Consider the following 15,798-nt stretch of genomic DNA (forward strand, 5'->3'; position numbering starts at 1 on the left):
TAACGTTAAGATTTAACAACCTATTTTTAATATTACCAGCACTTACACAGATGAAATTTCGCATTAATCGCTCTTCCGGGGGTCTGTGAGCTTGCTCTCCCCGCTGCGAACGATTAAGCTATGTTATGAGAAATAAATTTTCTTGTAGATAGTTTTTTAAATTGAACTCCTTTGAATCAGCAACTTGCCAGGAATGAAATTAAAAACCCGATCGAGCGACTTGCCATATTTGCGCTAGCGGTGTTGCTTGCCATCATGTTGGCGAGTATGACAATTCGTCAGTTTCAAGTCGCCGATCCTTACGTCAAAAGCGTACTATCCCTCACGGGCAACCCGTTTCAGGGTTCCGCCATCTTTCAAATGAACTGTGCCGGGTGCCACACATCCGTTTCAGATAGTCAAGTCGGGCCGAACTTGCACGGAGTGTCCGATCGCAAATCCGAATTCGATCTGATCCGGCAAGTCACCAGCGGGCAAACCCCACCAATGCCCCAGTTTCAGCCGAGTCCGCAAGAAATGGCCGACTTGCTAAAGTATCTCGAACAAATGTGAACCAAAGAAGGGGAAGGAAATTTGTTCCCCTTCTCCCCATTTTCCAGGCAAGAGTAAGGTGCGCGCCCGGAGCACCCTACTGTGGAATGCGGACTAACCCAGCAACGTAAAACTGCTCGCGGATAACTGGGTCGGCCGCACGCCCGCAACTCTAGCCAAGATCTCGTTGCTGCCGGCGATGGCGATCGCAGTTGAGCCATTAGTTTCGGTTAATGACAGTTGATTGAAGCCCAAGCCTCCCGCCAAGACGATCACATCAACCCCTTGAGTGAAGTTGAAAATGGTGTCAATTCCCCCGCCCGCTGCCAAGACAAAGCCATTGTTGCCAATGCCGCCAACGAGGGTATCGCTGCCAAGGCCGCCAAATAGCGAGTCAGCCTCGGTGTCACCAAAGAGCACATCATCGCCACTGCCGCCAATTAAGGTATTTCTACCGTCGCCGCCGTAGAGAGTGTCATTGCCTTGATCGCCAATTAGCACGTCGTCGCCAGCGCCTGCCAAAATTACGTCATCGCCTTTGCCGCCGTACAATAGGTCATTGCCTTCGTCGCCAGAGATCGAGTCGTTGCCGCGATTGCCATAAATCGTATCGTTAGCCCGATCGCCAAAAATCAGGTCAAAGCCTTTGCCGCCGAAGAGAGAATCGTTATCCATGCCTCCGTAGACAGTATCGTTGCCCGTATTGCCATTAATGTAGTCGCCGCCGGCTTGACCAAAGAGCAAATCGTTGCCGCCCAATCCGAAGATAGAGTCACTGCCTGCAGTACCCACGATCGTATCGTCGCCGTTAGGGCCGTTGATCACATTACCCCCTGAAGGACTGCCGGACTCATTGGGAGTAGGGATCCTGGGGAAGTCCTGAGGGCGAACCAAATCTGTCGTTACAGCAGCAGGAGTCGGCGTCGGTTCAGCAGGAGTCGGCGTTGGTTCAGGCGTCGGTGCAGGCGTCGGTGCAGGCGTCGGTGCAGGTGTCGATCCAGGTGTCGGCGCTATGGGCCTCGGCGTCGGTGTCGGCGTCGGCGTCGGCGTCGGTGTCGTCGTCAGCCTCGGGAAGTTCCCGAAGTTGATGTTGCTGACAATAGCGCCCGAAGCCAGGGCGATGTCGGCGGGGTCGGGGGTGCTTTGGGTGAACCCAGTTTGCTGGGTCTCCCGGACGCGGTAGGTTCCCGGCCTTAGGTTCGCGAACAGGTAGTTGCCGCTGCTATTTGTAGTCGTAGTAATAGGAGTACCACCCGATCCTCCGGGCGTGACGTTGATTAACCGAATTTCGACATTGGGCAAACCCGGTTCTCCAGAATCCAGAATGCCGTTGTTGTTGATGTCTCGGAACTTCACTCCTTGGATCGTCCCGGGTTGGGGCAGGAAATTGCCGAAGTCAACGCCCGTGACGTTACTTAAGAGATTAACCGTAACGGGGGCGGGGTTGGGGGTGGTCTGCGTCCAGCCGTTTTGCTGGACTTCCCTTACCTGGTAAGTACCTGGGGGTACCTCGGTGATAGTGTAGTTGCCGTTGGCGTCGGTAATGGTAGTCAGTTCGCCCTGATCGAAGACTCCATTTGGTGGGTTGCTGTCGAGGAAGATTTGCCAATTTGGCAGCCCGACTTCCCCGGCATCCTTGATTTTGTTTTGGTTGAGGTCATTGAATTTTTGACCGCTGATGGTGCTCGACTCCAAGAAGTTGCCGAAGTTGTTGTTTTGGGAGTCGAGGCCGCTGGTGAGGGGGACAGTCAACGCGCCTGGAGCAGCGGGGGCCGTTTGTCTCCAGCCGGCTTGCTGTACTTCCCGGACGTTGTAGGTGGCGGCTGGCAGGTTGGTGAACTGGTACTTACCGGCGACATCGGTGACGACGCTGGTTTCGGTTGGTTCTTTTACGCCGTTGTTGTTGGCATCCAGGTAGATTGTCCAGCCTGCTAGGACTGGTTCGCCAGCATCTTGCTTGCCATCTTTGTTGCGATCGTTAAATTTGATCCCGCTGATCTTGCCTAGCCGGAAGTTGCCGAAGTTTTGAGCCGTAATATTTGTGCCACTGACCGGGTTAATTGCATAAAAAGCCGGCCCGGCGGTTTGTGAGAATCCCGTCGGCACGTCTTCTCTCACAAAGTGCCGACCGGAGCCGACGTTGGTAAAGCTATAAGTACCAGCCGCCGCTGGCGCTGTCCCGGTAACTTGAGAGGCGATTTCCGCATCACCGCTATCTAAAGTGCTGTTATTGTTAGTATCTTTGAACAAGCGAACGGTGGTGCCGTTGAGGGGCGTGTCGTCAGCAGAGAAGCCGTTGCCTGTGAGGTCGGTGAATTTGGTGCCGCTGACGGTGATGTTTTGGAAAACGCCGAAGTTTTGGGCGGTGACAGCCGTACCGCTGAGGGCGGTAAGCCGAATGGGGGCAGCGGGGAAAGAAATACTCGAGTTGGCTGGGGGAGTGGCTTGTATCAGGTAATTGCCGGGGCTGATATCCGCGAATGTGTAATCTCCTGCTCCCGCAGTCGTTTGCGGAGTGCCGACTACAGTATCTGTGCCGACTTCTAGGGTGCCGTTGGCGTTGGTGTCTTTGTATAAGTTAACGGTGATGCCGTTTCGTGTAGTGTCATCGGGGGTGAAGCCGTTGCCCGCGAGGTCGCTGTAGGTTTTGCCCGCGATCGATGTTTTCTGGAAATTACCGAAGTTGGCACCAGTGACATTAACAATACCCGTATTTGCCGGACTCGGGCCGACAGTCTGCACCCAAGCAGTCGCAGGGGTTCCAGCGGGTGGCGCTTCTGTAATCGGAGTATCTGTTTTTACGTCGCGGATGATGTAAGTGCCGTCGGCTGCGGTAGTAGCGCTCTTGGTGCCTACAGAAATCACCCAGCCCGGTAGACCTGGTTCAGTTGCCTGCCGAACGCCGTCACCGTTAAGGTCGTTGAATTTAAGGCCCGTGACGATCGGGCCGTACTCGTAGGCGCCGATATCAACAGCAGTGCCGATCGTCCGAGGAAAGCCAGCACCCCGCTGGTCAGTCGTCCCCGCAGCCGCAGCAGCAGCGTTGCTGCCGCCGTTGATGGCCGGATTAGTGACGGTGGCAGTGCTGTCCGCCAAAGCATAGGTAACAGGAACGGCTGTACCCTGGTTCAATCCTGGTTGGTTAGGGGCGAAGACATTTGTTAGAGGAACGCTCAGTTGCTGGGTGGGTGCCAAGCCCGTGCTGCCAACAAGGTTCCCGATCAAATTGTTGGTGCTGGTGGCAGCGAATGCCCCGAACACGTCGAAACTGCTGCCAGCAGTATTGCCTGCGACGATCGAATTTCTGAGATTTACCGTACCGCCGTTAGTAGCAATTCCCCCGCCGCGGCCAAAAACCGGATCAGGATCAGCAGTGTTGGCCGTAATGGTGTTGTTAGTGAGAGTTGCACTAGCGCCTAAGTTGACAAAAATCGCGGCACCCGCCCCAAAACCAGGTGTAGCGGGTAATGGGCCGACCGGATCGCCGCCTATTGCTGTGTTGTTGAACAAAGTGCTGTTGTTGAGAGCCAAACTGCCACCCTTAACAAAAATTGCGCCTCCCAAACCAGCACCGCCGCCGCCACTGGCTGGGCTACTAGTGCCACCTGCGGTGAAACCTCCGAGGGTCGTGCTGGCTACTACTGCTGCACCCCTGCCGCTACCTCCACCGAAGCCACCCACACCGCCAGCCCCGATCGCACCTGCGACACTGCCGGTACCGCCAGCGCCGCCAGCGCCGCCACCGCCGCCAAAGCCACCAGCACCACCAGCGCCACCAACGCCCCCAGGACCGACGCCAGCCCCGCCTGTGGCACCACCATTACCAGCAGCGCCACCGCCACCGCCACCGCCACCAACTCCGCCACCAGTACCACCAATGCCGCCAGTGCCGCCAGTGCCGCCCACTCCGCCAGGGCCGGCGCCACCAGTACCACCAATGCCTCCCGCGCCGCCGACTCCGCCGTTAAGACCGGTTCCTGGCAATCCGCCAGTGCCAGCGCCACCATTGCCGCCGGGGCCGCCGGGCCCACCTGCATTGCCGATGCTTTGCAAGCCCTGGAGGCCTGCTTGACCGGGGCCACCTGCGGAAACGAAGGGAAACAGGCTTGCAAAATCGGTGTTGCCGCCAGGGCCTGCGACTGCAGGACCGACGGGGGCGACGCTGCCCGCGCCGCCCGTAGCGTTGTTGCCATTGAAGGTAACGCTATTAACTGTGACATCGCCGGTGTTGATAAATAGTGCGCCTCCCATGCCGGCCGCACCGCCACCGCCGCCCGTACCGGCACCGCCTAGCGCTCGACCACCGGTCAATGTCAGGTTGGAAAAGCTGACTGGGGCAGTCCCGCTGTCTACAAAAAAGCCCCGGTTATTAGCGAAATTTATGATGAAACCGCCGCCGGTAAACGTGATGGGGGTGGAAATTCTGGGCAGAACCTGTCCGGCGGCTAAGGTGATGTTGCCGGTGATGGCGATCGTGTCGGCATTCGGCAAAGCGTTAGCCAGAGTTATCGCATCTCGCAGTTCGTTAAATGTGGCGACTAAAACTGCGCTGTAAGCTTCCCTCGCCTCCGCAGAAAATGCTAAAGGTGTTTCTATGTTGCCCGTAGTCACTTCCAGCACCCAGTCTCCACCCAGTGCGGCACTGCCGGTCAAGTTATCGGAAGCGGCAATATTTGCCCCGGTGAGCTGGCTCAGCCTTTGGACGAAGGTGACACCGGCTTCTGTGGCGGCGACGTTGCAACCGTAAAGTAGAATTTCCGGTTTAGCTGTAATTGAAGAGTTCGAGTTTGCTTCGGCTGCTGGCAAAGCAAACCATTTTTCTAAATAATTGCGGTAGCTTTCAATGTTGCACAGATTTAGTTCTGTGCTCCCCAGTTGCAAGCTGGCTGCTGCACCGTGAGACAAAATGTGGACGGCTGCAATGTTTTTCCGCTGTTTAAGTGTTTCGGCGATTTGCTCAATGCCGTCGCGATCGGCTTTGAGAATAACAATTTCTGTATCGGGATTGGTGGTTTCTGTTAAACTTTCGCAATCTTTAACTTGTGAATCTGCAAAAACTATCTGGTGTTTCCGTTCTTTATATAGTTCCACGATCAAATTCCCCTAGTACACACACATCAAATTCATAGCACAAACCAAACGCAGCAGCGATCGATCTTTTTCCGGTGCGGATGAGAGTCGATCGCCCCTAACTTTCACCTCACCTAACTTTCACCTAAATTGAATATTGACACAAACGTTTTTTTATGCTGGCCTAGCCTAACTGAGTTCGTTTGATGATGGTTGAGAAGTTTTAAACGGGGGTATTGTTCCTGATGTTACAAAAATGTTGGAGAAGACTGGGGCGCTATTTTCTGAGCTACCAGAGATGGATAAATTACCATATTTTATCAAAATTGTCAATCAAATAATTAACTAATGGCGATCGATATTTGTTAGTCAAGAGTCATCAGTCACGGTTATTAGCTGTAAGCTGATATTATTTAGTAGTGCTTAGCTGCTGAATGATAGGTATGTGCGATCGAGCAACCGGGATTTTTGTAGGGGCCCGTGAGTCAACAATACCTGCCAATAATTGACCGAAAGCATCCAGGATACAAGCCCCCGGATTCATTCCGAAAGCAGACTCAGGACCCAGAAATAAAAAACCTGTATCCGATGAAACTTGCCCCCCGAATTTATCCGTGGGGTCAATGCTTCAATTCTTTAATCTAAAATCTAAAATCTAAAATCGATTGACCATCTCAAAAACCCGCCCCGACCGGGATATTATGGTTAATCGATCGGACAGGATATGATCGGTATGTGCGATCGAACAACCGCAATCACATCCCTTTCTAATGAGCAATGCAAGTCCTCATAAAAATCAGAGGACTTGCATTGCTCACTGGAAACATGATATGGCCTTTCTCAGTAACATGAGGTGATCTCGCGGGCATAGGGCATAGGGCATAGGCCTCCGTGGGCATAGGACTTGCCCCCATACCTCACCACCCTTGAGAACCGCTATAACGGTTATTTTACAGGAATAGATATGAGTGATCAATGCTGACTCATGACTAACATTCCTGGAGACTATTAGACTCAATAAACCGCGAATAGGAAAGAAAATTCTGCTTTTGGATCCAGAATCTTAACTCCTCTTCCCGGTTTCTGCCTCCTGGAGTGACTAATTACCAAGTTTCCTCATCGGGCTTATTGGAATTGCTCCAGATTTCTACATCTAAATCATTGAGATAAATCAGAGCACTTTCAATCTGTTGACTTGTACCGTTAAGTTCCAAATCAAACCAACCGTCATCTGAAGTTTTGACACCCAACAAAGCAGCATTAAAATTAACCGTCAAACCGTATTCAGAAATCAGGTTAGAGATGACAGGTTCCTGATGGTATTCTTTAGGAACACGAATGCGAATGCGGGTTTGAGTTGGCCTGCTGTCCCCCATCTCAGATTTGGGAATATCTGATTCTTGGGTTTTGTGAAAATTGTCGATCGCCTCAAATTCAGATTCGCTAGTATTGTGAGCTAACATTTGGGCCTCCTAATGTTTTTTTCAGTTTACATTTTGCACCAATATCAATCTTCAGAACTATCGCGGTGTGGGGGCGGGTTTTTTAGTCTTTAAGTATCTTTTAAAGCTATTGGTTAACCCGCCCCTACAGTTGTTTGAGAATGGTGCAATATCTCAGTTTCACTGTTTTAGTCATTTACCACATTTAAAAATTAGGTTTTTTTGGTATTAGGGCGTAAGTTCTGTTGACTAATGACTAATGACCAATGACTAATGACCAATGATTAATGACTATTACTCAACCTCCTTAATGCTAGTTTTTCGTTCCAAAATCTCCTTAAGCACGAGGGTAACAACTGCTAAAAGACCAAGAATTACCGCCGCTGAAAATGCGGCTTGCGTCGCGTACTGCTTGTAAGCATCCTCTACAAACAAAGGCAAAGTTTGCGTTTTCTTAGCAATATTTCCCGACACCACAGAAACAGCTCCAAATTCTCCCATCGCTCTAGCATTGGTCAAAATTACTCCGTAAAGCAATCCCCAGCGAATACTGGGAAGCGTGACATTCCAGAAAATTTGCCAGTCATTTGCTCCCAAAGTTTTCGCCGCCTCTTCTTGATCTGTTCCCACTTCTTCCAAAACAGGAATTACTTCGCGGGCTACAAAAGGCAAGGTAACAAAAGCAGTAGCCAGCACCATTCCAGGGAAGGCAAAAATAACCTTAATATTTGCCCCCTCCAGCCACGGCCCGAACCATCCCAGCCGACCGTAAAGCAGTACAATCATTAAACCTGCAACTACGGGAGATATGGCAAAAGGCACGTCTAAAAGGCTGATTAATAGCGTGCGACCCCGAAATTTGTTGCGGCCAATTACCCAGGCGGCACACAAACCGAATACTGTATTTACAGGCACGACAATCAGAGAAATTATCAGGGTTAGTTGCGCTGCGTGCAGAAAATCGGGCGAGGTTAAGTTAGAAAAAAATGGCTCAAATCCCTTTCTGAAAGCTTGGTAAAAAACGTTGAGCGTGGGGATAAATAAGACAAGAGCGAGATAGCCGATCGCAATTCCGATTAAAGTTGGTTTTACCCAAGCTTTTTCCTGACTCCGACTAGAACCTGCGGGCGGAAATTTGTAACCAGCGGGTGAATTGATATTAGCCGTCATAGCGTCTTCTCCATGCTTGTAACAGATTAATTGCGAACAGCATTGCCAGAGAAATAGCTAACATGACAGTGCCGATAACTGTTGCTCCTGCATAGTCGTACTGTTCTAACCTTTGGAAAATTAAAACCGGGGCGATTAAATCTTTGAACGGTATGTTAGAAGCTACAATCACTGTAGAGCCGTACTCGCCAACCGCTCGCGAAAATCCGAGTGCTACTCCGGTTAAAATAGACGGAAATAGCGGCGGCAAAACTACTCGCCAGAAGGTTTCAAATTGAGAAGCACCTAAGCACCAAGCTGCTTCTTCAATTTCTTTTTCCATCTCGTTTAAAACTGGCTGTACGGTTCTAACGATAAATGGCAAGGAAATAAATATCATCGCTATACCTACGCCCAATCGAGTAAACGATATCTTGATTCCCAAAGGTGCAAAAAGCGAACCAATCCAGCCGTTATCGCTGTAAACTGTGGCGAGAGTTAAACCTGCGACAGAGGTGGGCAGTGCAAAAGGCAAATCGACCACTGCATCTACAATCCGTTTGAAGGGAAAGTCGTAGCGGACTAATACCCAGGCAATTAATGTGCCGAAGACTCCGTTAATTAATGCCGCAATTAATGCCGTAAAGAAGGTGACATCGTAAGCGGAAAGGGCGATCGGACTGGTGGCAATTTTCCAAAATTCGGCGGGGTTTGCTGTGCTGGCTTTCAGCAGCATTGCTGTAACTGGGAGGAATAGCATTAAGCTGAGGTAGCCTAGGGTTATTCCCCAAGGTAATGTTATTTTGCCGATCGCCTTTTTGATATTTTCGACCGGAGATTGAGGGTTACTGATTGCAGATGATCCAGCCATAAGTCAATAGTTTTGAGTTGGAAAGAATAATTGCTGTAGGGGCGGGTTTTACCAAAAATAATTGCCTAAAACCAATTATCTGGTAAACCCGCCCCGGCTTATTAGATAGATGTAGGGTGCGGCTCCACCCTACAATCTTCAAGGCGCGCTCGAATATCTATAGCAATGCTTGCAGGAGTCGTAAATTTTTTACCCCACCCCAGCCCTCCCCGCGAGTTCGGGGAGGGAGTAGGAAATTCACAAATGATTTAGGAGCGCTATAGCAGCGATGCACCCTACCAGATACGGGTTTTACCGATCGTATTGGACTAAAACCAATCATCTCGTAAACCCGCCCCGGTCACTACTGTTTAATTGAACCTTGGATTTTGTCAAAAACAGCTCCGTCATCGAAGAATTTCTTCTGAATATCTGCCCAACCTCCTAAGTCTTGAGCTGTAAATAGGGTTTTGATGGGGGTATATTTTTGGACAAATTCTGGTTCCGCCGCTACTGTCGCATCTACTGGGCGGAAGCCTGCTTTGGCAAATTCTCGTTGAGCTTCTGGGGAGTAGAGAAACTTGACAAATGCTTCGGCGACTTCGCGAGTACCGTGTTTATCAACATTTTTATCGACAATGGCAATCGGATTGTCGATCGAAACATTGACTTCGGGAATAGTATAAGTCGGTTTTTCGCCTTTCTGACCAGCCAAAATAATCTCGTTTTCGTAGTTAATTAAGGCGTCGCCTTGCCCTTGTTTGAAAAATACATCGGTAGCTTCGCGGGCATCTTTAGTCAGAATCGGGACATTTTTGTAGACTTTAGTAGTAAAGTCTAATGCTTTGGTTTCATCTCCTCCGGTTTTAACAACCGAGCCCCAAAGTGCGAGAAAATTCCAGCGTGCAACGCCGGAGGTTTTAGGATCGGCGGTGATCAATTTCACTCCGTCTTGGCTTAAATCTTCCCAGGTTTTGATGTTTTTGGGATTACCTTCGCGGGTGACTATTGCTCCTACGGATTTGCTGACTATGCCTTCGTTGGGGACTTCTTTTTCCCACCCGGGCTCAATGAGTCCGGCTTTTTCGATTTTGGCCGTGTCGAGGGCGAGGGCTAGGTGTACGATGTCTGCTTCTAAACCATCAATTACGGCCCGAGTTTGGGAACCGGAACCGCCGTAGCTTTGGTTGAAGGTGACGGTTTGGCCTTTTTCTTTTTGCCATTGTTCTACGAATTTGGGAATTATCGCTTCGTGGGCGGCTTTGGTGACGGCGAAGGATACTAGGGTTAATTCTACGTTGCCTTTGTTGGCTGCTGGGCTAGCACCGCTTGGAGTGGCTGCGGGATTGTTGCTGGTTCCCTGACCGCAGGATGCAACGGCGACACTTAAAGTTATTCCCACTAAAAATAGCGACACAAATCTTTTCAGCGCAGTCAATGATTTATTTGTACCGACTGGTGGCTGTTGCGGCCAGTGAAGGTGTTGAGTTAAGCGTTGCCACGGGTTCATCAGAAATATGGGTTTGAAACCCCGTCCTTTTAGGACGGCTTTACATTGAGTTAAAACATGCAGCGGGGTGGAGGGGTATGGTTGCCCCTCCGCTGAGGTATGGTTGCCTCAATCTCCTTTCGGAGTAAAGTTAGCTTCGCCAATGTTTAGTGAGCTTGTTAGGCTGAAAGCACTGTTCCAGTGACCTTAGAACTGTTTAACTCTCAACGATAGAGCAAGGGACTAGCTACGCATCCCAGGGTATCGTGACTCAAAAAACGTAGTCAATTAAGACTGAGGCTGGTCAGAACGGCTTGTTAGATTTCTCCTTCAAGCCTCATGCCTTGATAGCTGAGGTTCCTGACTATATTTGTTCCTAAGCGAGAAAGTACGGTTATTAGGTCGGAATACCGTAATTATGGTTGTGAAGTACGATTATAGACAAGAGCGAGTCAAATGGCAACAAAAAAAACGAATGGGGGAAACTCAGGGTCGATCGAATATCCTAAAGTCTTTTCCTTCGGTGCTTTCGAGTGAGATTGGCGCTAAAATGTGAACTATCTATAGAGATACTATTATTGAGTTAGGGTGCTAAGCAGGCGGGGCTGCACGATAGGCTTGCACGATAGGCCTGCACGACTACGATCGGCAGATCGGTCAAATGTAATACACCTGCCAAGAGTGCCCGCCCCTGGGGCCTATGCCTGACTCGCGCGATCGCCCTTAAGTAAGAAAAAGTTTTAACTGGTATGTCCTTACCCCGCCCCGTCTCAGACACCCTAATTGAACTGTTGAAGCCTGTAGCCTGCGAATTGGGAGAAAGATTGGGAGCAAGCGCTGTCAACGAACGCTATGCAGAAATTGAGCCGTCTGGTTCTTCAGCTTTGAACCAGCAAATAAAAAAAGACCCCCGCTGGATTAAAGCACAAGTGAGATATTTGCAGCGGCAGCAGACCAGAGAACAAGAATTAATCGCGATCGCGGGCGCAGAAGAATGGGTAAAGGAAGAACGCGCTAATCGAATTAAGGCACAAGAATTGAGAGATAAGCGGGCAATTAGCCGGCTTTGCCGCGACTTAATGCGGGAGTTTCAATCAGAAGCAATTCGAGTTAAGCTGACAGAAATTCAAGCTATTTGGGACAGGGACAACTGGTTTTCTAATTTGAGCAGGCAGGAAACCGAACAAATTTTGCAGCAGCAGCAGCACCGATTGCTGCTGTTAGTTGCTCCGGCAAAAATTAGCCAAGATTGCCCGCTTTCGTTTCGCCACAATCTGAATATCGAGCTGCCGGCTAAGTTGAGAGCTTTTTTGAACCAGCACTACCCCCAGCACGGAGATTTGTGTCCGGTTCAGTTTTACGGAGACTATTTCAAAAAGGCGATTTCTGATATTGATGTGGAGCGGTTGCAGAGTGTTTTGTCTCCCGTACCTACAGCTATACTGTACAGCGATATCAGCGATTATGAAGTTAATTTTCATGTCGGTTTTTGGGGAGTCATAAATCAGAGCGTTTCTTTAGTGGCGATGCAGCCTTGGAATTGGGAAGAGGTTTATCACCAGTTGGAGGCGGAGGGGAAAGATCAAAAGGTGAGCCTGCGGATTATTAGGCAAATAATTGTGACAATTCACAAGTTATTGGCGGCTTTTTTAGCTGATTTGTATTATTTAAACATCGATTTTGGTCACGAACCTCAGCTATTTAATTTAGAGGCGGAATTTGCTCAGGAATGGTTTTCTAAAGATTGGGCCCTACCGTATATTGAAACTCTTAAAGAAATTCAGGAGCAGCAGCGAATAGTCTATAAGGGAGAGATGCGGCGGCTGGCGCTTCGAGAGGCGAAAGCTAGGGCGGAACGCCAGCGTTTGGAGGAGGCTGAACTCAAACGCAGAGAGGAAGTTAAGGCGGCATCTAAGCGGGCGAAGGAATTAGCTCACAAATTAACACATCTGAAATGGCGGTGTGTATTTACGCTGCCAGGACATTCATCGTTTGTGAATTCTCTGGCAATTAGTCCTGACGGCAAAATTCTGGCTAGCGGCAGTTGGGATAAAACTATTAAGATTTGGAATTTAGAAACAACGGAATTACTTGGCACTCTGACGGGACATTCCGATCGCGTAAATTCGGTTGCTATTAGCTATGACGGAAAAATGTTGGTCAGCGGCAGTTCGGACGAAACCATTAAGTTTTGGAATTTGCACAACGGTGATTTGCTGTGTACTTTTCCGGGACATTCTATGGAGGTGAATTCGGTGGCGATTAACCCGAAGCGCCAGATAATAGCTAGCTGCGGCGGGGCTGATAATACGATTAAGCTGTGGAATTTGCGGACTGGTGAGTTGCTGCGGATTTTGAAGGGTCATTCGGACAATGTGAATTCGGTGGTTTTTAGCCCGGACGGTACAATATTGGCGAGTGGCAGTAGTGATGCGACGAGCAAGGTTTGGGATGTGGAAAGCGGCAAGTTGCTGCGGACTCTTTCGGGGTTGAATGTTGGGGTGAATTCTGTGGCGATCGCGCCGGACGGTCAGATTCTTGCTAGCGTCAGCAATGATTATACGATTAAGCTGCGGAATTTGCATACGGGCAGTTTGTTGCGGATTTTAAATACTAATTCTGGGAACGGAAAGGGTGTAGCGAATTTAGGAACGAAGGAGGCGCTGCATATTTTGAAGAATTATGTGAGTCGGGGCGAGTCGGTTGCTATCAGTGGGGACAGTTTGACTTTGGCTAGCGGGTGCGATGATAATACGATTAATATTTGGAATTTGCAGACGGGGGACCTGTTGAGCCGTCTTAAAGGACATTCGGGTACGGTGTACTCGGTGGCGATCGCACCTTTGGGCAAGATACTTGCCAGTGGTAGTGCGGATGAGACGATTAAGATTTGGCGCTGCGATTAGTTAGTAGTCATACAATTTTAGATTTTAGGGCGTTTGCGATCGTTCTGCTCAGTTAAAGTTAAATTAAAATTGACACTCACTCGGCCTGAAGGCGCGAGGATTCTTGAGGGATTTCTACCTCAATTTCCCTATTTCTAGGGTTCCCAGACTCCTCACGTTTGCTCAAATGAGCGTGAGGATATCTCCTGGGCGTTTAGGCGCGAACGCCCGGTAACGCGAGAGTCCCCGCGTACCAATTTCAAAGCCCGATCACGAATAGTTTTTGCTGCACCGATATCGGCGTGCTCGTGATATCCGCATTCAGCGCAAATGAACTTTTCGCCGTCTCGATTAGACTTGTCGATATGACCGCAGTTCCGACATTCTTGGCTGGAGTGTTTGGGATTAATTGTGATTACGACCTTTCCTTGCTTTGCAGTCAGATACTCGATCTTCAAAATTAAGTCAGCCCAACCCGCGTCAGAGATAAAACGGTTTAAACCTTTCTTTCTTGATTGCCCATTTTTCAGGAATCTACCTGTTTTTTCGTCAGCCTTTACTCGACATCGACGCATCATGCCAGAAATATTCAAGTCCTCTAAAGCTATGCCGTCAACATTGCGATCAACTATTTTATTGGCAACTTTCCATTGGTAGGCTTGACGCTTATCGCTAATCTTCTGGTGGAAAAGTCCTAGTTTTTTAGCTGCTTTCTTGCGGTTTTTACTACCCTTTGTTTTTCGGGTAACCCGCCTCTGCCTAATTTTTAGAGTGCGCTTAGCTTTTTTTGTGGTTGAAAACTTGGGATTTTCAATTTGAGTTCCATCTGAGAGATGAACTAATTTTGTAAGTCCCATATCGCAGCCAATTACTTTGACGACATCCTTAAAAGGTTTTGTCGTGTAATCGGGGACAGACTTGTTTTCAATGCGGACGGATATGTACCAGCCATTTTGTCGCTTTCTTACTGTACACGCTTTAATGGTAAAGCCGTTGGGAATTGGGCGCGAGTTATAAAAACGCATCCAGCCTAACTTTGGTAAGTAGATTTTACTGCCTTGTATTTTTACCCCCATCACGAAAGTAAAAGAAGTAAAGTTACTGCGGTTTTTGAACTTAGGAAAGCCACGTCCCTCGAAAAAATTTTTATAGGCAGTGTCCAGCCGTTTGACGTTTTGTTGTAGAACTGTCGAATCTATCCCAGCAAACCAGGGTCTAGCTGCTTTTAATTCGGGCAACGCGGTGATTTGAATGTCGCCTGGGTTGCGTCGAGGGTTTTTGACTTTCCCCTCTTTGTCTGTTTTACCTATTTTCCAAGGTTCCCCCGTAGCACCGTTTTTACTGACACAACTGGTCAATGGACAGGCTTCACTTTTTGCTCTAATGTCGCAATAGTTACCTTGAATAAATTGTTGATTATATTGAGTGATTCTGTCATTAAGACACCAGTTGAAGTGACTTCGCAACATATCCACCCAATTGGACATTTTTAAGTCTTGTGTTTGATTGGGACGCAACTTGTATACATAGTTTGTCAACAAGTTTTACTCCTCCTTTTTTGAGCTGTTATTAGTATATAGTGAAATGCTTGCGTGCTTGTATTTTTTATATTTCTTCACCAAAGATGGTTTAATGTTTATACTTCTACTTACAAAGCCGTCCTATAAGGACGGGGTTTTAGACCCATTTCTCTGATAAAAATAATTAACATATAGCAGTTCTCAAGAAAGTGAGGTATGCCCTATGCCCTATGCCCTATGCACGTCGGGTACCTCATGTTACTGAGAAAGGCTATAGTTAATTAAATAGGCTTGTCTTTATTAATTAATATTATCTCGCTTGAGCGCCTGTTCCGTCAATGGTTTGGGGATTTTCCCAGATGTCTAATGAGCAATGTTGTTACAACTGCACAAGGTAGCGAGAGTTTGGGCATTCACCCCCCCATTAAATAGAATTCAGTCAAAATAATAAGGTTTTGAGGGCTAGCTAGCCCTTTTTGTGCGTGCATTTGGGATCGCTACCAGCTTAATAAAATTTAACCAACCAATATCGCATCTGTGACTATATAATCTACTGATAATGTAACAAAGGAGGCAGGAAACTGCTATGTCTCAAGGTACAGATGAAATTCGGCAAATCCAAGGGATAATGACCCTGTTGTTATTGGCATCGCCCCAGGGCAAGCTGCACGAAGTGTTTAACGCGGCGTTATCAGCCTCAGCCAGTCAGGTAGATACCAAGGTTATACCATTTTTCTAAAGATGTGCTAGAGATAAAGAATGTAAGATCCAAGACCATCCTGTGAGAAAACCAATGACATTATTTGTTAAAGATGATAAAATTTCCTGAACTTTTACGCGGAGTTCGTCAAGATTACTAAAG

At 48.6% G+C, this 15,798-nt stretch carries 9 protein-coding genes; 3 read left to right on the forward strand and 6 right to left on the reverse strand.

Annotated elements, in window-relative coordinates:
- Positions 1-171 precede the first annotated feature (171 nt).
- On the forward strand, positions 172-552 hold the full coding sequence (locus ACUVJL_RS23775; RefSeq protein WP_445248093.1) for a c-type cytochrome: 381 nt from the start codon (positions 172-174) through the stop codon (positions 550-552).
- Positions 553-645: 93 nt separating this feature from the next.
- Here the strand turns inward: ACUVJL_RS23775 and ACUVJL_RS23780 are convergent, their stop codons facing one another.
- From ACUVJL_RS23780 to ACUVJL_RS23800, 5 genes are all read right to left on the reverse strand, one after another.
- Positions 646-5,622 carry a DUF4347 domain-containing protein gene (locus ACUVJL_RS23780; RefSeq protein ID WP_445248094.1) on the reverse strand — a complete coding sequence of 1,659 codons (4,977 nt, stop codon included), beginning with the start codon at positions 5,620-5,622 and terminating at the stop codon, positions 646-648.
- A gap of 1,082 nt (positions 5,623-6,704) precedes the next feature.
- Positions 6,705-7,064 carry an NIL domain-containing protein gene (locus ACUVJL_RS23785; RefSeq protein WP_445248095.1) on the reverse strand — a complete coding sequence of 120 codons (360 nt, stop codon included), beginning with the start codon at positions 7,062-7,064 and terminating at the stop codon, positions 6,705-6,707.
- A 273-nt stretch (positions 7,065-7,337) separates the two neighbouring features.
- Positions 7,338-8,213 carry a sulfate ABC transporter permease subunit CysW gene (gene cysW / locus ACUVJL_RS23790; protein WP_445248096.1) on the reverse strand — a complete coding sequence of 292 codons (876 nt, stop codon included), beginning with the start codon at positions 8,211-8,213 and terminating at the stop codon, positions 7,338-7,340.
- Entirely contained in the window at positions 8,203-9,063 is an 861-nt protein-coding gene (gene cysT / locus ACUVJL_RS23795; protein ID WP_445248097.1) for a sulfate ABC transporter permease subunit CysT, read from the reverse strand. The genes cysW and cysT overlap by 11 nt, the downstream gene beginning before the upstream one ends.
- Positions 9,064-9,406: 343 nt before the next feature.
- A complete protein-coding gene (locus tag ACUVJL_RS23800; protein WP_445248098.1) occupies positions 9,407-10,552 on the reverse strand; it encodes a sulfate ABC transporter substrate-binding protein in 1,146 nt (381 codons plus the stop codon).
- A gap of 728 nt (positions 10,553-11,280) precedes the next feature.
- On the opposite strand from ACUVJL_RS23800, the gene ACUVJL_RS23805 reads away from it, so the two are divergent.
- Positions 11,281-13,437, forward strand: a complete 2,157-nt coding sequence (locus ACUVJL_RS23805; protein WP_445248099.1) for a serine/threonine protein kinase — start codon at positions 11,281-11,283, stop codon at positions 13,435-13,437.
- Between the two features lie 152 nt (positions 13,438-13,589).
- Here ACUVJL_RS23805 and ACUVJL_RS23810 read toward each other — a convergent pair whose 3' ends face one another.
- Positions 13,590-14,954 carry an RNA-guided endonuclease InsQ/TnpB family protein gene (locus ACUVJL_RS23810; protein ID WP_445248100.1) on the reverse strand — a complete coding sequence of 455 codons (1,365 nt, stop codon included), beginning with the start codon at positions 14,952-14,954 and terminating at the stop codon, positions 13,590-13,592.
- Positions 14,955-15,522: 568 nt separating this feature from the next.
- Between ACUVJL_RS23810 and ACUVJL_RS23815 the strand changes: the two genes are divergently transcribed.
- Entirely contained in the window at positions 15,523-15,675 is a 153-nt protein-coding gene (locus ACUVJL_RS23815) for a DurN family substrate-assisted peptide maturase (protein WP_445248101.1), read from the forward strand.
- The last annotated feature ends 123 nt before the right edge of the window (positions 15,676-15,798 follow it).

The organism is Microcoleus sp. OTE_8_concoct_300, assembly GCF_031383065.1.
Lineage (GTDB): Bacteria > Cyanobacteriota > Cyanobacteriia > Cyanobacteriales > Microcoleaceae > Microcoleus.